The following is a 22556-nucleotide window of genomic DNA, read 5'->3' as shown; positions in this document are numbered from 1 at the left end:
GTCAGCCGTCGGCGGCGGGCCGGTCGGCCCGCGGGCCCGGCCAGTTCCGGTCCGGCACCGGGACCGGTCGCCCGGGCTGCTCCCCGCCGCGCTGCTCGAGGTAGGACTGCTTGGGCACCATCACCTTGCGGCGGAAGACGCAGACCACGGTGCCGTCCTGCTTGTAGCCGATGGTCTCGACGTGGACCACGCCCCGGTCGTCCTTCGAGGCCGACTCGCGCTTGTCCAGCACGGTGGTCTCCCCGTAGAGCGTGTCGCCGTGGAAGGTCGGGGCGACGTGTCGCAGCGACTCGACCTCGAGGTTGGCGATCGCCTTGCCGGAGACGTCGGGCACCGACATCCCGAGCAGGATCGAGTAGACGTAGTTGCCCACGACCACGTTGCGACCGAACTGCGTCGTCTCACCCGCGAAGTGCTCGTCCATGTGGAGCGGGTGGTGGTTCATCGTGAGCAGGCAGAAGAGGTGGTCGTCGTACTCGGTCACCGTCTTCCCCGGCCAGTGGCGGTAGGTCGCTCCGACCTCGAACTCCTCGTAGCTGCGTCCGAACTGCATGGGCTCATCGTGGCGGACGCGGCCGTCGGTCGGGAAGACCGCCCCTGTGACGTGGGACACGCACCGCCGACGCCCGAGGGCGGTCAGCCCCGGTCGAGCCGGCGGCGGACGCCCCGCACGACGCGTCCGGCGCCGCTGCGCGCGCGGCGGGCCACGACCCGGGCCCGGTCCGCCGGGGAGGGCGCGCCGGCGGGCACGGACGGGGCTGCCGGGGTCCCGGCCGCCCTCCGGGCCCTGTCCTGCGTCTTGGCGTGGGCCTTCTCGGCGTTGCGGCGGCCCTGGCGCGCCCCCTCGCGGCGTGCGCTCTCGGCCGTCGACTGTGCGAGGGCCTCCGCGTCGTCGTACGCCGCGGCGTAGCGCGCACGCACCGCGTCCAGCCGGGCCTCCGCGTCGGCGTCGAACCCGCCGCGCGCGGCCAGCACGCACAGCTGGTCCCAGGCCTCCTCGGCCATGTCCTGGATGTCGGCCGGGCAGTCGATCTCGTCCCACCCGGTCCGGATCCGGCGCAGCCCGGGATCGACGAACTCGTCGATCTCGGCGGCGGCCTCGTCGGTGACCGTGGCCAGCCCGGCGAGGCCGAGCTCGGTCCCGACGCGGGCGACGACCGCCCGCCAGTCGTCGAGGAGGTCGTTGTAGGGCACGAACGTGCGGCGGGCGTCCCGGGTGACCAGCTCGCTGAAGAGGACCACGTTGAGCCAGCTCGCGGCCCGGGTCGTCTGGGCGTGCCGCACGGTGCCGCCGGCGCCCCGGGCCTTGTAGTAGGCGTCCTTGCTGCCGACCACCTCGGCGGGGTGCCGCAGCATGGTCAGGAAGGAGACCTCGGCGCCCACGTCGGTGGCGGCCCGGCGCCACAGCGGCAGGAAGAAGCTGTTGCGGGGGTCCTTGACCACCAGCGCCGGCTCGGTCCCGAGCTGGTCCTGCAACCAGTCCTCGACCGTGGCGCGTACCTCCGCGGTCTCGGCGACGGCGTGGGTGCGCTCGAAGGCGGACGGGCGGGCGTCGGTGAGCACCGCACCTGCCTGGCGCAGCAACCGCGTCTGCAGCTCGACCACCCAGACCGGCTCGAAGAAGCCCCGGGGGTTGCTGCGGTTCCCGGGCACCTCCGGCTGCGGCACGCGCACCCCGGCGAGCTTCAGCACACCGGCGATGGAGCTGGTGCCGCTGCGGCCCGATCCGGCCACCACGACCACCTGGGGTGCCGGTGTCGTCGGACCGACCTCGGGGCTCGTCATCAGCAGGGGCCTTCCGGTCGTCGGCAGAGTGTCGGGCGCCGCCTCGGACAGGCCGGCGCAGCGCCCTCTACCCTAGACCGACCAGACCCGACCACCACCGAGGAGTCACCGTTGGCGCAGCGCGTCCTGCTCCACGTGGGCACCCCCAAGTCCGGCACCACCTTCCTGCAGGCCACCCTCTGGGAGCGTCGCGCCGAGCTCGCCGCCCACGGGGTCCTCGTGCCCGGTGAGCGCTCCTTCGACCAGAACCGGGCCTCGATCGCGGTCCGCAACGACCTCCACCTGCCCGGCGCCCGTGGCCGCAAGGCCCGGTTGTGGCGCGCGGTGCGCGACGAGGCCGTCGCCCACCCCGGCACCGTCGTGCTCTCCAACGAGTGGTGGCTCAGCGCCTCGGACGAGCAGGCCGCCGCTGCGGTCGAGCAGCTCGGCGGCGACGCGGTCGAGGTCGTCGTCACGACCCGGCCGCTGGTGCGCCTGGTCCCGGCCGCCTGGCAGGAGTCGCTCAAGGTGGGACGCGGTCACGCGCTGGACGACTTCGTGGTCTCCCTCGACGACCCGGAGCAGAAGTGGACCTGGGAGGTCATCGACCCCGCCCTGGTGGCACGCCGGTGGGCCGGGGTGGTCGGTGCGGGGCGCGTGCACGTCGTGACCGCCCCCGCCCGCCCCCGACGCCCCAGCGAGCTCTGGGAGCGCTTCGCAGGCACCCTGGGGCTGGCCCCCGACGCCGTGGAGCCGGCCGCGCCCCAGGCCAACGAGTCCCTCTCGCTCCAGGCCGCGCGCCTGATGCAGGAGTACGGCCCCGCGCTGCGCGACGAGGTCGACCTGGTCGACAGCAGCTGGCACTCCCACTCGCGCTGGCTGCGACGCGCGGTGGTGCGCGAGGTGCTGACCGACATGCCCGGCGACCCGATCGGGGTGGGTCCCCGCCTGGCCGCCGCCCTCGGCGCCCGCGCCGAGCAGGCCGTGGCCGACCTGCGGGCCCTCGGCTGCCAGGTGACCGGCGACCTGGAGGACCTCCTCGGCACCGACGACCGGCCCGGTGCGCGCCATCCCGACGACGTCACCGACGCCGAGCTGGTGGTCGCCGGCCGCGACCTGGCCGTCGGGCTGCTGCGGACCCGCCTCCGCGACGCCGGCGCCGACCCGGCCCCCGACGAGGACGACGACCAGGACGGGCAGCAGGACGGGCCGGTCGCGCCCGACCCGACCGACGAGCCGACCGCCGAGCCGACCGGGCCGCGCCTGCCCGGGTCGGCGCGCACCCGCCGCTGGACCTTCCTGGTGCCCTCGGCCTACGCCGCGGGCGGCATCGCGCGCACCGTGTTCACCACGGCCGAGGAGCTGGTGCGTCGCGGCTGCGAGGTCACGGTCATCACCCTGTCCCGGTCCTCGGCGGAGCCGGCCCTGACGGTCGACCCCGCCGTCCGCATCATCGCCCTGCGGGAGCGGTACGACCCCGACCACCCCGACGTGCTGCGCCCCACGGCGCGGCGCGACCCGGAGGCCGACTCCCGGGCCCGCGCCCGCGACCGTCAGCCGTCGTCGCTGGCCACCGAGACCCACCGCACCTTCACCGCCCACGTGGACGACCTCCTCGAGGAGCAGCTCGCCGCCCTCGAGCCCGGGGTCGTGGTCAGCACCCGCCCGGAGTTCGCCGTGGCGGCGAGCCGCTGGGCCGACCCGCGCTCGCTGCTGGTGCACCAGGAGCACCTCTCCTTCCTGCCCCGCCCCGAGGCGCTGCGCGCGGCCCTGCGCGAGGTGGCCCTCGGCTCCGGGGGCGTCCGCGCCCTGGACGCGCTGCTGACGCTGACCGACGCCGACCTCGACCGGTGGCGCGACTACCTCGGACCCACCGCGCCACGCACGGGGGCGCTGCCGAACCCCACGCCCTTCGAGGTCGGCCAGGCCGCCCCCCTGACGCGCAAGGTCGTGGTCGCGGCCGGGCGGATGACCCGCCAGAAGGGCTTCGAGCGCCTGATCGCGGCCTGGGTGCCCCTGGCGGCGAGCCACCCGGACTGGCAGCTGCGCATCTTCGGCGACGGTCAGCTGTGGGAGGAGCACCGCGACCAGGTCGAGGCGGCCGGCGTGGGCGACCGGATCGTGCTCGGGGGCGTCACCCAGCAGCTCGAGCAGGAGCTGGCCGACTCCTCGGTCTACGCGATGTCGTCGCGCTACGAGGGCCTGCCCATGGTGCTCCTCGAGGCCCTGAGCAAGGGCGTCCCCCCGGTCTCCTTCGACTGCCCCGAGGGCCCGCGGCAGCTGATCACCGACGGCGACAACGGGCTGCTGGTCCCGGAGGGCGACGTGGCGGCCCTGACCGACGCGCTGCGCCGCCTGATGGACGACGAGGACCTCCGGCGCCGGCTCGGAGCCCGGGCCCTGGAGTCGGCCCGCGCCTACCAGGTCGGCACCGTCGTGGACCGCTGGGTCGACCTCGTCGAGGACCTCGCCGCCACCCGCGGCGACGACTAGGTCCTCAGGAGTCGGGCTCCTCGGCCGCGTCGGTGTCCTGCGGGCGCGCCTTGTCCTCGGGCCGGTCGGCCAGCACCAGCGGGGCCAGCAGGTCCAGGGCACGCTCGAGCAGCACGGCGTCGGAGACGTCGGCGGGGCTGGTGCCCTCGCCCGGTCCCGTCCGCAGGTCCTCCAGGTCGCCCACGACCGGGTAGCCCGCGGAGCGCAGGCCGTCCACGATCTGGTCGGCGACCTCGGTGGTCACGCGCTGGTAGGCCTCCGGCACGCCGAGGGTCCCCCCGGCCCGTCGGTCCCCCAGACGGCGCTGCGCCAACCGGCGCTTGACCTGCCGGGCGAAGACCGGCCACGGGACGTCCTCGGGCAGCCGGGCCACGACCCGCCGCAGCAGCTCGGTCTCGACCGTCCCCAGCGACTGGTTGCGCGGCTTGCGCGGGATGGCGTACGCGGCGTCCGGGAGCCCGGTGGCCTCGCGGAAGCGCTGCCAGAGCAGGTCCTTGTCCGCGCCGGCCGGCGGCACCGTCACGAACCGCACCTGCTCGGCACCCACCCCGGCGGCCCAGCGCTCCCCCATCGCCAGCAGGTTCTGCCCGCGCCACGCCCCGGTCGCGGTCTCACCGCGCTCCCAGGCTGCGAAGGTCGTGGCGAGGAACTCCTCGTAGGTCTCGGTGTCGCCGTTCTTGACGCCCTCCTGCCACACCGCGGGCAGCTGCCGGCCGAGGTCGCGGCAGGTGACCACGACCCGTACGGTCCGTCCGCGCAACGACCGGACGGCGCGCTTGACGATCTTCGGCGCCGACCCGCCGAGGGTCTCGTGGGAGATCAGGGCGGGGCCGTCGTGCGCCTCGATCTCGGCCACGACCCGCTCCCACGCGCCCTCGGCCGCCTCGAAGGTGTGCCCGCGGAACCCGGAGTCGCGCAGGCTCATCGCCTCGATGAAGTGCGCGGAGGCCTGGCCGGGGTACAGGTAGCCGTGCTCGCGCAGCAGGTCGCGGTTGCGCGCGCAGATGTCCTGCAGCGACGTGGTGCCGCTCTTCGGCGTGCCCACGTGCAGGGTCACCACGGGCCGGTCCGACCGCGGGAGCGGAGACCTCACGGACGTTCCTCGGCAGCCACGCGCCCCACCCTAGGAGACGGTCCGGGCCGCCCGACGCCGGGCACGCTCACCCGGCGTGCCGGGCCGCGAGCGTCGTGCCGAGGAGCCGCGCGAGGCCGCCGACGTCGCTCGCGGGGGGCCCGGCGCCGGGCAGCACCGTGCCGTGGACGGCCGCGAGCGCGCGGTGCACCGCGGCCGGGTCGGGCGGGCGCACGCAGCCGAGGTGCCCGGGAGGCGTACCGGCAGGACGCTCGACGGGGAGCTCGTCGAGGGACCCGACCACGCTCACGCCCTGGGTGCCCAGGGCGCGCCGGATGCCGGCGTTCAACGCACAGGCCAGGTCCGAGCCGCGCGAGTCGAGCTCGGCGCGCTCCTCCTCGGCACGCAGCGGCAGCAGCGCGGGCAGCACCTCGTCGCGGGCGGTCTCGTAGCCCGCCCGCGGAAGGTCCGCGAGGTGCTCGTTGAGCAGCCGCAGCGCCTCGCACGAGGCCTGCCCCAGCGACTCGTTGGTCCGCGAACGCGGGTCCGGGGAGTCCGGTCCGTCGAGACCGGCGGCCCGGCTGAACCGGCGCCAGAGCTCGGAGCGGTCCCCACCCGGCGCCGGGACGACGACGGCGGTGAACGAGGAGACGTCGGGGTGGCGGGCCCACCGCCGCACGATCCCCGGGACGTGCTGGGCGCGCCGGTAGCTGCGCACCGACTTCAGCGAGCGGTCGCCGCCCTCGAGCTCGCGCAGGTAGGCGGCCAGGTCGGAGGTCCCGGCGTTGCGGACGTAGCTCTGCCACTGCGCCGGCAGCGCCCCGTGCTGGTCCCGCACGGTCAGCACGACCTCGACCGGGGTGCCGGCGAACGAGCCGACGATCTCGGAGACCCGGTCCTGGCCGACGAAGGCCAGGAACTCCTGGGAGAAGACCGCGACGCCGTCGCGGGCACCGACCTCCTCGACCAACCGGTCCCAGGCCTGGGTGCGCCGTTCACCCTCGCCGCGCATCAGGCGCAGCACCGCCGCCGTCTGGACCCCGAACCTCTGCCCGACGTAGAAGCCCGACGACCCCTCGAGGCCCTCGCCCATCAGCAGCGTCTGCAGGTAGGTGGTGCCCGACTTCATCGTGCCGATGTGGAGCACGACCCGTTCTGCCACGTCGCTCCTCGCTCCTGGCCCGCAGGCCGTCCACCGGTCGGGATCGACCGGCAGACGACTCTAGGACATCGCGCGGCCCGGTCAGCGCTGCGCGTACTCCTGCAGCATGCGTCGCCCGATGACCATCTTCTGGATGTCGGAGGTGCCCTCGCCGATCAGCATGAACGCCGCCTCACGGTAGAGCCGCTCGATCTCGTACTCCTTGGAGTAGCCGTAGCCCCCGTGGATGCGGAAGGAGTCCTGGACGACCTCGTTGCAGTACTCCGAGGCGAGCATCTTGGCCATCCCGGCCTCGACGTCGTTGCGCTGCCCGGCGTCCTTCATGGTCGCGGCGCGGACCATCATGGTGTGGGCGGTCTCGACCTTGGTGGCCATCTCGGCGAGGCGGAAGAGGATCGCCTGGTGCTGGGCGATCGGCTTGCCGAAGGTCTCACGGGTCTGGGCGTAGTCGATGCCGAGCTCGAAGGCCCGGTTCGCGATGCCGCAGGCCCGCGCCGCGACGTTGACGCGGCCGACCTCGACCCCGTCCATCATCTGGTAGAAGCCCTGGCCGGGCGCCTCGCCGAGCACCTGGTCGGCGCCGAGCCGGTGCCCCTCCAGGACCAGCTCGGTGGTGTCGATGCCCTTGTAGCCCATCTTGTCGATCTTGCCCGGCACCGTGACGCCCTGGGCGGTCTCGCCGAAGCCGGGCTCCTTCTCCACCAGGAAGGTCGTCATGTTCTTGTGCGGGGAGTCGGCACCCTCGTCGGTGCGCACCAGGACGGCGACCAGGTTGGCCGAGCCACCGTTGGTCAGCCACATCTTCTGGCCGGTGATCTCGTAGCCCTCGTCGGTCTTCACTGCCTTGGTCTTGATCGCCGAGACGTCGGAGCCCAGGCCCGGCTCGGACATCGAGAAGGCCCCGCGGACCTCGCCGGTGGCCATCCGCGGCAGGTAGCGACGCTTCTGCTCCTCGGTGCCGTGGCGCATCAGCATGTAGGCGACGATGAAGTGGGTGTTGATGACGCCCGAGACGCTCATCCAGCCGCGCGCGATCTCCTCCACGCACAGGGCGTAGGTCAGCAGCGACTGACCGAGGCCGTCGTACTCCTCGGGGATCATCAGGCCGAAGACACCGAGCTCCTTGAGGCCCTCGACGATCTCCGTGGGGTACTCGTCAGCGTGCTCGAGCTCGGTGGCCACCGGGATGATCTTCTCCTCGGTGAAGGCCCGGACGGCCTTGAGGATCTCCTGCTGGTCCTCGGTCAGTCCGTCGGTCTGGCACAGGCGTCCCATGGGTCGGCTCCCTTCGAGCGGTTCGCACGACCCTACCGCCGGGTAGCCCGCAGCCACCCTGTGACAACGGTCACCGCCGGGTCCCGCCTTGTCGCCGCTCGCACCCCCCGGACAGGATGAGCGCATGGCCGACCAGAGCGAGGGCCCGGGCACGCACCCGGTCAAGACGGTGTACCTGCACGTGGGGTGCCGCAAGTCGGGCACCTCGGCGCTCCAGAACGCCCTGGGCAGGAGCGTGGAGGCGCTGGAGGAGCAGGGCCTGGCCCAGCCCCTGCTCGGTCGCGGCTCGACCACCCGCGACCTGGTCGAGCCGCTGCGCACCGCCGCCGCGGGCGACCCCGCCCCGGCCCGCGCGGCGATCACCGCCCTGGCCGACCGGATCCGGGCCAGCGACCGGCCGCGGCACCTGATCACGCTCGAGGCGATGGCCGAGCTGCCGGCCGTGGCCACTGCGATCGTCGCCGACGGGCTGGCGGAGTTCGACACCCACGTGGTCGTGACGGCGCGACCCTGGGCACTGACCATCCCCAGCGAGTGGCAGCAGCAGCTCAAGTCGCGCTACACCGGCGAGTACGTCGCCTACGCCGAGGCCGTCCGCGACGCTGCCGGCGCCACGCCGGAGGCCGCCGAGGAGGCGGCGCTCTTCCGCCGGCGCCAGGACGTGGGTGACGTCGTACGCCGCTGGCGTGCCGGGGCCCGCCCGCTGACGGTGCACGTCCTGCTGGTCCCGCACGACCGGACCTCGCGGCCCGACCTGCTCGACCTCTTCTGCGACCTGGTCGGGATCGACCGCGCGCAGCTGCGGGTGCCCTCGCGCGTGGTCAACCAGTCGCTGAGCAGGGAGGACGCCGAGGTCCTGCGCCGGGTCAACCTGGCGCTCGGCGACGCGCTCACCGACCTGCGCGGCGACTACCGCTACAGCGTCCGCAAGTTCATCGGGGTCCAGGCGATGATGCGGCGACGGCGCTCACCCGGTGGCCGGATCCGCCTGCCCCGCGACCTCGAGGACTGGGCCGCCCAGGAGTCCCGGCGCCAGCTGGACGAGGTGCGCGCCCACGGCGCCGAGGTGGTGGGGGACGTCGACGGCTTCCTGCGGCCGACGCTGCCCGGCGACGACCACGCGCCGGTCACGGACGCCGAGGCCGCCACCGCGGCCGCGGTCGTGATCGCCGAGCTGGCGCGTGAGCACGCCAAGCAGCATCGGCAGGCCCGCCGCAAGGCCAAGCAGCGACGGAAGGCCGGCGGGAAGAAGACCGGCGGGAAGGCCGGCGGGAAGAAGGCTGCGGGCCCGACCACCCCGCCGAGCGCCGGGACCCCCGGCGAGGGCGCGGCCGCCACGGCCGCCGGGGAGGCCAGGCGCGCCCTGCGGGGCGCGCGGCGCACCCTGGGCGGGCTGCGCGACCGGGGACGCTCGGCCCGCTAGGCCCCCCGGCGGAGGCGACGTCGCAGGGCACGGACGCGACGCGGCACCCAGGGGTAGCGCGTGACCGGCGGCGGGGGCGGGGGCGGCTCGGCGGCCGCGGCCTCCAGCTCCTCCACCCGGGAGCTCAGCCGGTCGCGCTCGACCACGAGCGCGTCGGCCTCGGCGCGGGCCGCACCCACGTCCTCGTGCAGGCCCCGGACCCGGACCAGCATCTCGGCCACCACGCCGGGCAGGCCGGCGAGGACGTCCTCGGCCCGGACGTCGTCGGGGTGCGGGTGCGCGGAGGCCGTGGGGCGCGGCACCAGGTCCTCGAGGTCGCCGTGGACGCGGTAGCCCGCCGCCCCGACCTCCTCGACCCAGCTCCGCGCGATGCGGGCCAGCTGCTCGGTCAGCTCCGCCGGGGCGACCGGCTTGGCGGCGGGGACCGCGCCGAGCAACGTCTGCGCGAACCACCGCTTCGCCACCCGCGCGTGCCACGGCTGCTCGAGGCGGTCGTCGACCGCCTCGAGCACCTCACGCAGGAAGGCCACCTGCGGCGCGCCCAGCGACTCGTTGCGGGTGGGGATCGCACTCAGGTCGACCGCGTCGGCCGGCAGGTCGATGGCCTCGGCGAACCGCTCCCACAGCAGGGCCGGCGCCGTGCCCGGGGGCGGGCAGGGCACGACGTGGACGTGGTCGGGCGGCACCAGCGCACCCCACCGGGCCAGGATGTTCATCAGGTGCTGGGAGCGCCAGAAGGTGCGGCCGGCGTCCGGCGCGGTGGCGTCCTCGTCGAGCAGTCCGTCGCTGAACTCCGCGAACGTGCGCACACGGCCGTTCTTCACCTCCTCCTGCCAGGCGGCGGTGACGCTCCGGCCGAGGTCGCGCGCCGTGACGACCACGTGCAGGTCGAACTCCGCGAGCAGGGGCGCGATGGCGTCCACCTGGTCCTGCGTCGCGGCGCCGAAGATCTCGTGGCTGAGGACGACGGTCCCGCCCAGGCGGCGACCGCGGCGCAGCAGGTGGGCGAAGGTGCCGTCGATCTCGTCGGGGTCCAGGCCCCAGCGCGCCGGGGTGCCGGCCATCTCGACCGCGGCGTGGAACATGCCCTCACGGCCCACGAACGGGTAGACGTGGTCGTGCTCGCGCAGCTGGGCGCGGTGCGTCCCGAGCACGGTCTGCAGGTAGGTCGACCCGCTCTTGGGCAGGCCCACGTGGAAGAACAGCCGCTGCCGCTGCCCCGGCACGTCCTGGGCGCCGTCGGGCCGTGGCCCCTCGTCCTGCTCGGTCACGCCGGTCCCCTCCGCTGCCGGGCTGCTGTCGCACGACAGACTAGGGCCGCGGGGTGCCGTCAGCGCGACTCGCCCGACCGGCCGGGCCTGGCGACGAGGCGACGGGCCCGTCGTCGGAGGGCCCGCACCGGGCTGCTCCTCCTCGACCCGGCCGCGTTCCCTCCCGCAGCGCCGGGGGCGCGGCGCCCGGCGCTCCGCCCGGCCGACGTGCCCCGGCCGGCGGCCCGGCGTACCAGGACGTCGACGAGCGCGGCGACCGCAGCGGCCGCGACCTCCTTCTCCGACGGGGTGGCGTCGGAGACGTCGAAGGACTCCGGTCGGCAGCGCAGGTCCTCGAGGTCACCCTCGACCCGGCAGCCCGCGGCGACCAGCGCGGCGACCTGGGCCGCGGTGGTCTCCTCGCACCACGCCCGGAGCTCCTCGGGCACCAGGATCCGGCGTCCCTCCTGCGCGGCGAGCACGCGGGCGGCCAGGAAGCGCTTGCCGACGTCGCCGTAGACCTGACGCCGCCGCAGCTCCTCCGGCAGTCCCGCGTTCACCCGCCGCAGGAGCTCGGCCTGGACCCGGCCCAGGCTGGAGTTGCTGGCCTCCAGCCCGGCGTCGAGGCGGGAGGCGTCGAGGTCGAGGACCCGGCTCAGGCGCTCGAGCAGCAGGGTGGGCGGGCTGCCCGGGGGCGGCACGGTGACCACGTGGATCCGGTCGGCGGGCACCACCTCGGACCAGCGGGCGACCACCGCGGCGGCGTCCAGCTGGATCCAGGGGTGGCCCGTGCGGCCCCGCTGCTGGGACGTGCGGAGCCGGCGCAGGTAGCGCCGGTAGCCGACGTCGTGGCCCGCCTTCAGCTCCTGCTGCCACAGCGACGGCAGGGACCGGCCGAGGTCGCGGACCGTCAGCACGACGTGCACCTCACGCCCGCCCGCGGCCGCGAGGAGCCGGGCGGCCTGGCGGGGCGTGGCAGCCGCCAGCGACTCCTGGCTCAGCAGGGCACGGGGGCCCGGCGCCGCGGCCAGGGTCGTCTCGAACCGCTCGAGCGCGTCGGCCACCGAGGCCGGGTCGCGCTGCGGGTTGTAGCGCCCACGGACCTGCAGCATCAGCTCGAAGGAGTCACCCGTGCCGGCCGGCACCAGGTCGAGGCCCTGACGGGCGAGCTCGCCCTGGTTGGCCCGCAGCACGCCCTGGAGGTAGGACGTCCCGGTCTTCTGCAGCCCGACGTGGACGTAGAGGCGGCGGCTCGTGGGCATGGAGGAGTTCCTACGGCATCGCCGTGCACGCTGCTGCACCGGGTGGGGCGACGCCCCACCCGGTGCGGCAGCGGTCCGCTCCCGCCGGCGCCGTCAGCCGACGGTGTCGACCAGCTGCACGCCGGCGGCGAGTCCGACCTGCCCGGTCCGGGTCACCACGGTGGTGCGGCGCTGGAGCATCGCGGTGTTGAGGTTGCGGTTCATGTCCAGCCGGGCCAGGGGCGTCCCGCCGGCGCTGCGCACGAGCACGAGCGTGCGGGGCATGCCGGCCTTGCGGACCGCCTTGAGACAGGCCTCCCGGCAGCGCCGGACCTCGCTGCCGGTCGCGCCCCGGGCCCCCACGGCCGTGGCCAGCCTGCCCTCGCGGGCGGTCATCTCCTTGCTGCGGGTCGTGAGCCGCAGGACCACCCCGCGGGTCACCGCGCGGCGCAGCTCCTTGTAGACGCCCCGGAGGCCGAGCCCGGACGTGACCAGGTCGAGCTGCTGGCCGGCGCCGAGGTCGCGCACGGTCCGCAGCAGGGCGAGCACCGCCCGACGCCGCGGCTCCCCCTTGACCAACGGGTCGCTGACGACCTGGGTGGTCTGGGACGGCACGTCGGTGAGCCACGAGAACCCACCGAACACCGCGTCGTGGTCGGACTTCAGCTCCTTCTTGGAGTGACGGTCGGCCACGAGCTGGCCGTTGCCCCGGTTGAAGAGGTAGTCGATGGTCGCGCCCTGGTGGTCCCCGGTGGAGAAGTAGCCACCCATCGTGTCGTAGGTCGGCACCATCTGTGCGGCGTCGAACAGGTCCCGGGGGTAGCGGCTGCTGGTGTAGTGGACGTTGAAGTCGCCACCGACCAGGACCGGCCCCTGGGGGGCGAGCGTGCGGACCAGTCCGCCCAGCTGGGTCGCCGAGGGCCGGACGAGGTCGGGCATCCCCCGGGTGATCGGCGCGAGGTGCGCGGAGACGACCGACACCCGGCGCCCGTCCGGCGACTCCAGGGTCACCCAGTTGGCGAAGCGCAGACCGAGCCGGATGTTCCAGCCCGGCGGCACCTTCCGGTAGTTCGACAGCCGCTTCGTGCCGGAGGCCACCTCGGTCCAGCGCTCGGTGTCCCAGGCCACCGCGGTGGCCGCGGTGTAGCGGTTCTTGGGGTTGCGGAACACGTCGTACGAGCCGGGCGCGATCACCGAGTCGTAGCGGCGCTCCACCTCGTTGTAGGTGATGAAGTCGGGGTCCGCGGCGAAGACGGTGCGCAGGTCCGAGGCGAAGTCCGCCGGCCCGAGCCGCATCGGGACGTTCGCCTGGACCATCGTGACGTCGCTGGTGCCAGGACGCACCACCGGCACCTCGGGCTCCACCGGCACCTCGGGCTCCACCGGCACCTCGGGGTCGGCGGGCACCTCGGGGTCGCTCGGCTCCGTGATCAGGGGGGCCGGCGGCGTGCCGCCGACGCTCTCGTCGGCGACGGCACCCGCGGGGACCACGAGCAGCGACAGGCTCAGGGCGGAGGCGGCCAGGAGGGCCGGCGCCGTCAGGCGGCGCACGCGGGGGCGCGCGCTCGTCAGGGCAGCCCGTGAGGGCAGGGGGGAGGACATGGGCGGGGGGCTCCTCGGCTCGGCGGACCGCGGGACCCGGTCACGTCCCACGCATCACAACACCCCCACGAGACACAGACAACGACTTCGAGAGAACTACAAGCGTGTAGTTCTCGAGCCTCGTCCTCGGCCCCGCGGGCGGACCGGTCGCTAGGGTGACGGCCATGCTGCTGACGGGCTCCACGGTCAAGGACTCGCTGGAGAACGTGCGCTTCTTCGTCGCCGCCAACCTCGCCTCGGGCGTCGACCACATGGTCGTCTTCCTCGACGCGCCCCGGGACCCGGGCCAGCCCGAGGTGGCGGCCTTCCTCGACGCGCACCCGGCCGTCACCTGCCTGCCCACCGGCCGCGGCTGGTGGCAGGGCGACCGACCGCGCAGCCTGAACGTCCGCCAGCAGGTCAACGTGAACTGGTTGCGCACCGTGCTCGAGGCGCTGCCGTGGGCGCAGTGGCTCTTCCACGTCGACGGCGACGAGGTGGCGCGGCTCGACGGGGAGGCCCTGGCCGCGGTGCCGGCAGACCGGGACGCGGTCTGGCTGGCGCCGCTCGAGGCGGTCAGCGAGCCGGAGCCGGCGACCCGCCCCACCTCCTTCAAGCGACTGCTCGACGAGGACGAGCTCAGCCTCCTGCAGGTCCTCGGGGTGGTGCGCGAGCCGACCAACCAGGCCTACTTCCACGGCCACGTCATGGGCAAGTCGGGCGTGCGCCCCGCCTCGGGCCTCGGCCTCAGCCTCCACCACGCGGTCGGCCCCGACGGCACGCAGCAGCCGCGCCACGAGGACGACCGGCTGGCGCTGCTGCACTACGACGCCGTCTCGGGCGCCGAGTTCGTCCGCAAGTGGGAGCGGCTGGCCCACGCCGGCCCGGCCCGCTACCGGGCGTCACGCGCCCCGGTGGCCCGGGCGCTGTCGACCCTGGTCACCGCCGACCTCCCCGACGAGGTGCGGGCGCGCTACCTGCGCCGGGTCTACGACCTCACCACCCGCGACGACGTGGCGACCCTCCGGGAGCTCGGCCTCCTGGTGGAGGTCGACCCCGAGGCCGGAGGTGCCCGTACGGCCGGGACCGCGCTGGGACCGGCCGAGTCGGCCGGGCTGGCCGCGCGCGTCGACGAGCTGCGCGAGGGACCCAAGCGCGGCTACCTGGTCGAGGAGCGCCGCTCCCCTCCCCCGGGCCAGGAGACGGCACCACCGGGCCCGGCCGGGCGGGTGCGCGGCCTGCTGCGCGGCTCGCGCGCGGTCAGCGACCCGGGCTGAGCCGACGCCGCCAGGCGCCGGCCCGCGACCGGGCCGCCCGTGCTGCCCGTGCTGCCCGACGGACAGCAGCGCGACGCCGGGCCGGAGCCTCGGGGACGGACGGCGGGGGTGCCTGCCGGGCCTGCCGGGTCGCGGACCGCACGTCCCCGAGCAGGGTGGCGGCCAGGCCCACGGCCACCTCGGCGACCTCGGCCTCCGTCACCGACGAGGTCAGCCGCCGGGGCTCGAGGTCGAGCGGGACCTGCAGGTGCGCGACGTCACCGACCACGTCGTAGGGGCGGGAGGCCAGGTGGGCGATCGCCGCAGCACCGCGCTCGCGGCACTCCTGCACCTGGTCGGGGTCCGGCCAGAAGCGGTCGCCGCGCCGCGGCACCAGGCGCTCGTCGGCCAGGAACGTCCGGATCCAGACGCCCCGGTCGAACGCCGAGCCGAAGCCGTCCAGCGCGCCGTTGAGCCGGCGCAGCGTCTCGGCCTCGGCCACGCCCATCGAGGAGTTCGGGAACGACCGGGACACGTCGACGCCGTCGGTGTCGAGACCGACCACCGATCCGAAACGGTGCCAGACGTCCTCGCGGGCGGCCTCCGGGTCGAGCACGATCACGTGGGTGCGTTCGGGCGGCACCGCCTCGCCCCAGCGCTCCAGCACGAGCCGCAGGTCCAGGGTGCGCCAGTTCCAGATGGCGCTCGACCGCGGCGACTCGGTGCGGGCGTAGTCGGCCATCGGGGTGGTCGCGCCGTTCTTCAGGCTCTCCTGCCAGCTGGCCGCGAAGAGCCCGAGCGGTTCGCGGGCGGTGACCACGACGTGCACCTCGGCGGTGGGCAGCGCCGCCACGACCGCCCGCGCCTGGTCCGACGACGCGGCGGCGAAGAACTCGTGGCTGACCAGCCCGGTCCCCCGCGCGTCGGCCAGCTCGGCGCACAGACGCGGCCAGGCGGTGCGGTGCTGCGCCGGGGCGTCGTCGCGCAGGTCGCCGCGGACCGCGCGGGAGGCCCACAGGTGGTCGCGCCGTTCGGTGCCCGGCACGACCAGCCCCCGCTCGCGGAGCACCTCGCGCTGGGACCAGATGATGGTCTGCAGGTACGAGGTGGCCGTCTTCGGCAGCCCGATGTGCAGGAAGACGCGGTCGACCACTAGCGCGGCCCCCGGACCGGTGCCGGCGAGCGGCGCACTACAGCGACTGCCGGAAGCGCTCGATCGCCCCCGCGACCCTCGCCTCGTCGCGGGAGGCCAGCGGCACGAGCAGCTCCTGGACGACGTCGGTGAGCTCGGCGAGCCGCAGGTTGTGACGGCGCAGGGCCGCGAGGTCCTCCTCGAGCGCGGCGACGCGCTCCTCGAGCCTCCGGACGGCCTCGTTGCCCGCGCTCGGCCCGAGCATCGACTTCAGCTGCACCTGTCCCACTTCCCTAGGATTCTGACGGTCGGCCGGCCCTTGCGGGACAGCCGTTCGATCGTGACGTCCACGGCGCCGGCACCGCGCAGCAGCGTAGCGACGTTGTCGACGTCGACCCGGCCCACCATCCACTCGGCCCGCTGCTCCGGCTCGGCGTCCGGCACCACGTGGACGTCGGCCAGCAGCCACCCGCCCTCACGCAGCGCCATCGAGCACAGGCGGACGAAGGACTCGCGCCCGAAGGCCGAGGTCGCGTCCAGCAGGTGCCGGGCGACGACCACCCGCGGGCGTGGGTCGTGCGCCAGGCGGGCGCCCTCGGCCAGGGTGGAGCGGAGCTCGGTCAGGTTGACGTGGCGCACCTCGAGGTCGAGCTCCTCCGCGGCGGCGGTCCGGGCGACGTGCTCGAGCGCGCGCGGCGTGTAGTCGAGCGACCGCACGGCGACGCCCTGCCGGGCCATCCAGAGGCTGTCCCAGCCGCGGCCGGCACCTACGTCCAGCACCTCGGCGTCGTGCTTCGCCGCCAGCGCCGCGGCCCGCTTGGCCAGCACCGAGGGGGCGGGGGGCGTGGCAGCCGGCTGGAAGGTCGAGCGACGCTCCCAGAAGCGCAGCATCGGCTGGGTCCCCCGGAACCAGTCCTCGAGCTCGCGGATGGTGCGGTCCGGGGTGGTGAACTGGAACGCCGGGTCGGGCACGCGCCAGCCCGGCCCGTACGTCGCGGCCAGGAGCCGTTCCGGCTCGGCCGGGACCGGCATCTCGCGCCCCTCGAGGGTGGCGGTGCCGAGCGGGAAGATCCAGCTGCGCTCGAACGGCTCGCCGATCTCCCCCATCAGGTGCAGCCGACCGCCGTCCAGGAAGCCGCCGAAGACGTCGAGACCACGGGTGACGTCGGCCTCGGTGACCAGGACCTTGAACGCGGCGCCGCTGTAGCGGGTCGTGCGCCAGCCCTGGGCGTTCAGGACGCGCTGCACCGCGTAGGACTCGCGGCAGACGTCGACGGGGTCGGTGTGGGTGCTGACGTAGCCGAGGTCCGCGTCGGAGTCGTGACCGAGCACCGCCCCCTCGCGCACGGCACCCAGAAGCGTCCCGTAGGCCAGGAACGGCTCGATGCCGGTCTGCTGGAGCGCCTCGATCACCGACGCGGTCGCCTCGACCAGGCTGGCGATGTCGCTGCGGGACCGTCCGGCGAAGGTGGGGACCAGCTTGCCGGACTTGTCGATGCCGAGCTCGACGCCCTGGGGGTTGCGGACCGCGATCCGGGCGCCGTCCTGCCCGGCGTCGCCGAGGGGCTGCTCGCGGTCCCAGAAGACCTGCCCGGTCGCGGAGTCGCGCAGGACGACGCGTGCGTGGCCGTGCAGGTGCCGCGCCAGCGTCGCCGGCCAGGCCACGCGGCGCAGCACCGCGGCGGTCCCGTCGGTGTCGCGCAGGCTCCAGAACGTCCACACCCGGCGTCCGTCGAGGCAGACGTCGATCGGGTGGTCGGCCGTGGTGAGCAGACCGATCCCGTCGTCGTCGACCCGACGGACCCGGGTGAGGGGTGCCACCTGGGTCAGTCCGTGGCCACGCGGGCGAACGGGTCCACCGCGCCGCCGGGGCTGACCTGGGTGCCGTCCTCGTAGACCGCGTCGCGACCGGCGCCGAAGACCAGGCGGGCGCGCCCGGAGAACCGGTCGTACCAGTAGTTCATGTGCTCCTGGTAGCGCTGCGTGGTCGCCTTGCTCCGGTAGAGGCCCAGGTTCTCGTCGCTGACCTTGGCCAGGCCGGACCAGTTGGCGGAGCCGTTGAGCAGCGCGTAGCCGGAGCGGTCGCCGCCGTAGTTGCCGACGATCGACATCGACTTCATGTGGAAGTAGTTGTCGAACTGGCCGTCACCGTTGGTGTCCTGGACCATGTGGCGCATCGGCACGGGGCCGCGTCCACCGCCCGAGCGCAGGATCTTGCCGGTGTCGATGCCCATCACGGTGTAGCCGATGCGGATGTCGCAGCCGTTGTTCCACAGGCTCTTGACCTTGCGGGCCAGGGCGTTGCCGCGGGGGTTGCGCATCACGTCGGGGAAGATCCGGATCCGGGTGCGGTTGCTGGCGGTGTTCGTGGCGCCCTTGCACTTGACGCGGTTCAGCGTCTGCATCACCGGGTCGGGCACGTTCTTGCCCGTGTTGGGGAACATCATCAGGCGGAAGTTGCCGAAGTTGCGGTCGGCGTAGGGCTTCTTGGCCCGCTTGTCGCGGACGGCCTGCTGGAAGATCCGGCCGGCCCAGTCATAGACCTTCTGGTTGCCGACGTGGGTGTAGATGTCGTTCCACTGGTTGTTCGTGGAGGCCAGGGTGAAGTTGGCCGATCCCTGGATGACGACGTTGCGGGCCTTGCCCGACCTCGAGAACATGTAGAACTTCGAGTGCGCAGCGCCACCGCCGCCGCGACAGGTCTTGTCGCAGACCCGGGCGAAGCTCTGGCGCTTGGCGGGCACCTTCTTGTTGCCGCGCTGCAGCCCCGCGCGCAGGGCGCGGAACGGCGGGTTGTCGACCGACTTCACGTTGAGGTCGTCCATCAGCAGCCGCACGCGCACGCCGCGCTTCTGGGCGCGCAGGAGGGCGTCCTTGCCCTCGCTGGTGAGGAAGTTCCAGGTGAAGATGTTGATGTTGCTGCCCTTGGGCGAGGAGTTGATCGACCGCATCACCTTGCGGAAGATCTCCCGGCGCTCGCTGCTGCCTCCCAACGGGCTGTTGAACGTGGCACCCGTCTTGGGGGTGAAGTTGTCGGGTGCCGCGGACGCGGTCGAGACCGAGCCGATCGGCAGCAGGAGCCCCACGGTGGCGAGCACCAGTGCGAGCGTTCGGACGAGCGTCCTGAGCATGGGATGGATCCCCTCGATCATGGGTGGTGGGGGGTGGTCGTGCCGACCGGCCGTGGCGGTCCCGCCCTGCCCCGGGGAGGGCATGGCGACGCAACCCGTGGACTGCGCGACCCGGCCAGGCTACGTCAGGTCGACGACAGGGACGTGAAGCACGTTCCCGCGCCGCCGCGCCTCAGGCGCGGCAGGACCTGACCGACGAACCGTAGTCGGCGTCATCGGCCAGGGACTGCTCCGACACGCGGACGTCACCGCCCGCGACGCCGTAGTAACGGTCGTCGAAGGTGATCAGCCGTTGGCCGGAGGAGCAGGCCAGGGAGTCGTCCTCGACGAGGGCACCGTCCTGGACGCACCCCTGGTAGGAGCGCGGGATCGTGACCCCCTCCGACCACACGTCGGCGCAGTCGGGGGTCCCGGCCGGGACCTCGGCGGCCGACGACGAGGGCGCCGAGGGGGACGGCGTGCCCGCGGCGGCCGGGTCGGCGGCCTCGTCGGCGTCTCCGCCGCAGGCGCCGAGGGCGCCGAGGAGTACGACCGCGAGCAGGGCCGCGCCCGTACGCCGGGGTCCTCGGGCGAGGGTCGTGCGGGGAACAGGTCGGGGGTCTCCGCTCATCCGAGGATCCTACGCCTCCGGAGGGGGACCCCGGGGCCCGCTAACCTCGGCTGCGTGAGCAGCTCCCCGACCCGCGTCTACACCGCACGGCTCGTGGGCCTGCCGATCTTCGACCCCCAGGGAGACCAGGTGGGCAAGGTCCGGGACGTCGTGGTGGTGCTGCGCTCCGAGACCAGCCAGCCGCGGGTGCTGGGACTGGTGGCCGAGGTGTTCGGCCGCCGCCGCATCTTCGTGCCGATGACCCGGGTCACCAACATCGACAGCGGGCAGGTCTACACGACCGGGCTGCTCAACATGCGCCGCTTCGAGCAGCGCTCCACCGAGACCCTGGTGATCGGCCAGATGCTGGACCACTCGGTGACCATCGTGGGCACCGGCGTGTCGGGCACGGTCTACGACGTGGCCATGGAGCAGGCCCGCAACCGCGACTGGGTGCTGTCCCGGGTGGCGGTCCAGGAGCCCGGCAAGGGCCTGCGCCGCCGCGGGCAGAGCCACGTGGTGGCGTGGGACGAGGTCACCGGGCTGACCCGGCGTGAGGACTCCCAGGGCGCCACCCAGCTGCTGCACGCGCTGAACGAGATGCGGCCGGCCGACGCCGCGTCGGTGCTGCACGACCTCCCCGAGGACCGGCAGCTGGCCGTCGTCGCCGCGATCGACGACGAGCGTCTCGCCGACGTGCTGGAGGAGATGTCCGAGGAGGACCAGGTCCAGATCCTCGGCCGGATCGGCACCGAGCGCGCGGCCGACGTGCTCGAGGAGATGTCCCCCGACGACGCCGCCGACCTGATCAACGAGCTGCCGCCCGAGACCGCCGAGCTCCTGCTGGACCTGATGGAGCCCGAGGAGGCGAAGGACCTGCGCCGGCTCATGTCCTACGTCGACGACACCGCCGGCGCCATGATGACGCCGGAGGCGGTCATCCTGGGGCCCGACGCCACGGTGGCCGACGCGCTCGCGCTGGTCCGCGACCCCGACCTGACCCCGAGCCTGGCGGCCTGCGTGTACGTCTGCCGCCAGCCGCTCGAGACACCGACCGGCCGCTTCCTCGGCGTCGCCCACATCCAGCGCCTGCTGCGCGAGCCGCCGTCCTCGCTGGTCGCCGGGGCGATGGACGAGACCCTGGAGAACGTCCGGCCGGAGGCGTCGGTCGACGAGGTCGCCGCACACCTGGCGTTCTACAACCTGGTCGCGGCACCGGTCACCGACGACGGGGGCCACCTGATCGGGGTCGTGACCGTCGACGACCTGCTCGACCACCTGCTGCCCGAGAACTGGCGCGACCGCGGCACGCGCTCCGGGCGCCGGCCCGGCCTGGTGACCGGCGCGGCCAGCACCCCTCCCCCGGGAGCGTCCCGTGGCTGAGCGGACGCCCCGCCCCGCGCAGCGGGAGAACCGTCAGCGCCTGGACACCCCGATGGCACACCGCCGGGCTCTCGTGCGCCGCCCGGCGTACGACTCCGACACCTTCGGGGTGTTCGCCGAGACCTTCGCGCGGTTCATGGGGACCGCGACCTTCCTGGCCTACATGACGATGTTCGTCCTGGTCTGGGTGAGCTGGAACGTGCTCGCGCCGGAGGACCTGCGCTGGGACGGCTACCCCTTCATCTTCCTGACCCTCATCCTCAGCCTCCAGGCCTCCTACGCCGCCCCCCTGATCCTGCTGGCCCAGAACCGTCAGGAGGCCCGGGACAAGGTGATCGGCGAGCAGGACCGGCAGGCCAACGCCCGCGGTCACGCCGACATGGAGTTCCTCGCGCGCGAGGTCGCCTCGCTGCGGATGGCGGTCGGCGAGGTCGCCACCCGCGACTTCCTGCGCTCCGAGCTGCGGTCCCTGCTCGCCGAGATCGACGACCGGCGCGAGGACCGACGTGACGAGCATCATGACCTCGGCCGGGGTGACGGTCCCGACGACGGCTCCCGGCACCGGGGCTGACCCGCGGTCTCCTAGACTCGGAGGATGAGCTCCCCCTCCGACCGTCCGACCGCCGACGCACCCGACGGTGCGAGCGGCAGCACCGTGCTCGACCGGGTGCACGCCGCGCTGGCCACGGTCGACGACCCCGAGATCAAGAAGCCGATCACCGAGCTCGGCATGGTCGACTCCGTCGTCGTCGACGACACCGGCACGGCCCGGATCAAGGTGCTGCTGACCGTCTCCGGCTGCCCGATGAAGGACACCATCAACCGCGAGGTGACCGAGGCCGTCGGGCGGGTCGACGGCGTCGACGACGTGGCGATCGAGCTCGGCGTGATGACGCCCGAGCAGCGCGAGGGCCTGCAGGCGCACCTGCGCGGCGGGCAGGCGCAGCGCGAGATCCCCTTCGCGCAGCCCGACTCCCTGACCAAGGTCTACGCGATCGCCAGCGGCAAGGGCGGCGTCGGGAAGTCCTCGGTGACGGTCAACCTGGCCCTCGCGCTGGCCGCCCAGGGCCTGCGGGTCGGGATCGTCGACGCCGACGTGTACGGCCACTCCGTGCCCGCCATGCTCGGACTGGCCGACGCCCGCCCGACCCAGGTCGAGGACCTGATCATGCCGGTGCCGACGCCCAGCGGCGTCTCCGTGATCTCGATCGGGATGCTCAAGCCGCGTCGCGACCAGGTCGTGGCCTGGCGTGGCCCGATGCTCGACCGGGCGCTGGTGCAGATGCTCTCCGACGTCTACTGGGGCGACCTCGACGTGCTGCTGCTCGACCTGCCGCCGGGCACCGGCGACGTGGCCATCTCCTTGGGCCAGCACCTGCCCGGGGCCGAGGTGATCGTGGTGACCACGCCGCAGGAGGCCGCCGCCGAGGTCGCCGAGCGCGCCGGGACGATGGCCTCGATGATGCACCAGCGCGTCATCGGCGTCGTGGAGAACATGTCCTTCCTGCCGTGCCCGCACTGCACCCCCGAGCAGGACCACCGCCTGGAGGTGTTCGGCTCCGGCGGCGGGGACCGCGTCGCCGCGACCCTGTCGTCCCGCTTCGGCTACGACGTGCCGGTCATGGGTCGGATCCCGCTCGACCTCTCCCTGCGGGAGGGTGGCGACGTCGGCAAGCCCGTGATCGAGGCCGACCCCACCTCGCCGTCCGCGCTGGCGCTGCGTGGCGTGGCCGACGCGCTGGGCCGACGCGGCCGCGGACTGGCCGGGCGTCAGCTCGGCCTCAGCCCCACCGCTAAGGTCTAG

At 74.1% G+C, this 22556-nt stretch carries 19 protein-coding genes; 6 read left to right on the top strand and 13 right to left on the bottom strand.

Features of this window, described 5'->3' with window-relative positions; all coding sequences use genetic code 11:
• Position 1: 1 nt before the first annotated feature.
• Positions 2-553 (bottom strand): MaoC family dehydratase, encoded by a 552-nt coding sequence (locus GV155_RS05490; protein WP_160005990.1) that lies wholly within the window; start codon positions 551-553, stop codon positions 2-4.
• 83 nt (positions 554-636) lie between these two features.
• The gene (locus tag GV155_RS05485) at positions 637-1785 is read right to left on the bottom strand and encodes a sulfotransferase family protein (RefSeq protein WP_160005988.1); all 1149 of its coding nucleotides are present in this window, start codon (positions 1783-1785) and stop codon (positions 637-639) included.
• Positions 1786-1896: 111 nt separating this feature from the next.
• Between GV155_RS05485 and GV155_RS05480 the strand changes: the two genes are divergently transcribed.
• Positions 1897-4257 (top strand): glycosyltransferase family 4 protein, encoded by a 2361-nt coding sequence (locus tag GV155_RS05480; RefSeq protein ID WP_160005986.1) that lies wholly within the window; start codon positions 1897-1899, stop codon positions 4255-4257.
• A 4-nt stretch (positions 4258-4261) separates the two neighbouring features.
• Here GV155_RS05480 and GV155_RS05475 read toward each other — a convergent pair whose 3' ends face one another.
• The 3 genes from GV155_RS05475 to GV155_RS05465 form a co-directional block, all read right to left on the bottom strand.
• Positions 4262-5350 (bottom strand): hypothetical protein, encoded by a 1089-nt coding sequence (locus GV155_RS05475; RefSeq protein WP_160005984.1) that lies wholly within the window; start codon positions 5348-5350, stop codon positions 4262-4264.
• A gap of 67 nt (positions 5351-5417) precedes the next feature.
• On the bottom strand, positions 5418-6491 hold the full coding sequence (locus GV155_RS05470) for a hypothetical protein (protein WP_160005982.1): 1074 nt from the start codon (positions 6489-6491) through the stop codon (positions 5418-5420).
• 81 nt (positions 6492-6572) lie between these two features.
• On the bottom strand, positions 6573-7766 hold the full coding sequence (locus tag GV155_RS05465) for an acyl-CoA dehydrogenase family protein (protein WP_160005980.1): 1194 nt from the start codon (positions 7764-7766) through the stop codon (positions 6573-6575).
• Between the two features lie 124 nt (positions 7767-7890).
• Between GV155_RS05465 and GV155_RS05460 the strand changes: the two genes are divergently transcribed.
• Positions 7891-9189: a hypothetical protein gene (locus GV155_RS05460; protein ID WP_160005978.1), complete on the top strand. Its 1299-nt coding sequence runs from the start codon at positions 7891-7893 to the stop codon at positions 9187-9189.
• Here GV155_RS05460 and GV155_RS05455 read toward each other — a convergent pair.
• The 3 genes from GV155_RS05455 to GV155_RS05445 all read right to left on the bottom strand — a co-directional run bounded on the left by GV155_RS05455 (position 9186) and on the right by GV155_RS05445 (position 13282).
• Positions 9186-10460, bottom strand: a complete 1275-nt coding sequence (locus GV155_RS05455; RefSeq protein ID WP_160005976.1) for a hypothetical protein — start codon at positions 10458-10460, stop codon at positions 9186-9188. The two genes, GV155_RS05460 and GV155_RS05455, sit on opposite strands and share 4 nt — an antisense overlap.
• A gap of 59 nt (positions 10461-10519) precedes the next feature.
• Positions 10520-11701: a hypothetical protein gene (locus GV155_RS05450; RefSeq protein ID WP_160005974.1), complete on the bottom strand. Its 1182-nt coding sequence runs from the start codon at positions 11699-11701 to the stop codon at positions 10520-10522.
• A gap of 93 nt (positions 11702-11794) precedes the next feature.
• The gene (locus GV155_RS05445) at positions 11795-13282 is read right to left on the bottom strand and encodes a hypothetical protein (RefSeq protein ID WP_160005972.1); all 1488 of its coding nucleotides are present in this window, start codon (positions 13280-13282) and stop codon (positions 11795-11797) included.
• A gap of 164 nt (positions 13283-13446) precedes the next feature.
• On the opposite strand from GV155_RS05445, the gene GV155_RS05440 reads away from it, so the two are divergent.
• Positions 13447-14538 (top strand): glycosyltransferase family 2 protein, encoded by a 1092-nt coding sequence (locus tag GV155_RS05440; RefSeq protein WP_160005970.1) that lies wholly within the window; start codon positions 13447-13449, stop codon positions 14536-14538.
• On the opposite strand, the gene GV155_RS05435 is transcribed toward GV155_RS05440, so the two are convergent.
• The 5 genes from GV155_RS05435 to GV155_RS05415 form a co-directional block, all read right to left on the bottom strand.
• Positions 14522-15670, bottom strand: coding sequence for a hypothetical protein (locus GV155_RS05435; RefSeq protein WP_160005968.1), 1149 nt, complete (start codon positions 15668-15670; stop codon positions 14522-14524). The genes GV155_RS05440 and GV155_RS05435 overlap by 17 nt on opposite strands.
• 37 nt (positions 15671-15707) lie before the next feature.
• On the bottom strand, positions 15708-15938 hold the full coding sequence (locus tag GV155_RS05430; protein WP_236554031.1) for a DUF6752 domain-containing protein: 231 nt from the start codon (positions 15936-15938) through the stop codon (positions 15708-15710).
• A complete protein-coding gene (locus GV155_RS05425; RefSeq protein WP_160005966.1) occupies positions 15920-17470 on the bottom strand; it encodes a class I SAM-dependent methyltransferase in 1551 nt (516 codons plus the stop codon). The genes GV155_RS05430 and GV155_RS05425 overlap by 19 nt, the downstream gene beginning before the upstream one ends.
• A gap of 5 nt (positions 17471-17475) precedes the next feature.
• Positions 17476-18780 (bottom strand): phospholipase D-like domain-containing protein, encoded by a 1305-nt coding sequence (locus tag GV155_RS05420; RefSeq protein ID WP_160005964.1) that lies wholly within the window; start codon positions 18778-18780, stop codon positions 17476-17478.
• A gap of 172 nt (positions 18781-18952) precedes the next feature.
• Entirely contained in the window at positions 18953-19390 is a 438-nt protein-coding gene (locus GV155_RS05415) for a hypothetical protein (RefSeq protein ID WP_160005962.1), read from the bottom strand.
• A gap of 54 nt (positions 19391-19444) precedes the next feature.
• On the opposite strand from GV155_RS05415, the gene GV155_RS05410 reads away from it, so the two are divergent.
• From GV155_RS05410 to GV155_RS05400, 3 genes are read left to right on the top strand one after another with little or no spacing between them, the layout of a single operon-like run.
• Positions 19445-20752, top strand: a complete 1308-nt coding sequence (locus GV155_RS05410) for a magnesium transporter MgtE N-terminal domain-containing protein (protein WP_160005960.1) — start codon at positions 19445-19447, stop codon at positions 20750-20752.
• A gap of 52 nt (positions 20753-20804) precedes the next feature.
• On the top strand, positions 20805-21323 hold the full coding sequence (locus GV155_RS05405) for a DUF1003 domain-containing protein (RefSeq protein WP_160010863.1): 519 nt from the start codon (positions 20805-20807) through the stop codon (positions 21321-21323).
• A gap of 24 nt (positions 21324-21347) precedes the next feature.
• A complete protein-coding gene (locus GV155_RS05400) occupies positions 21348-22556 on the top strand; it encodes a P-loop NTPase (protein ID WP_160005958.1) in 1209 nt (402 codons plus the stop codon).

The sequence above is a fragment of the Nocardioides sp. AX2bis genome (assembly GCF_902506435.1).
Classification (GTDB): Bacteria; Actinomycetota; Actinomycetes; order Propionibacteriales; family Nocardioidaceae; genus Nocardioides.
Note: the sequence above shows the minus strand (reverse complement) of the source record. Positions and strands in the feature narration are given on the sequence as shown.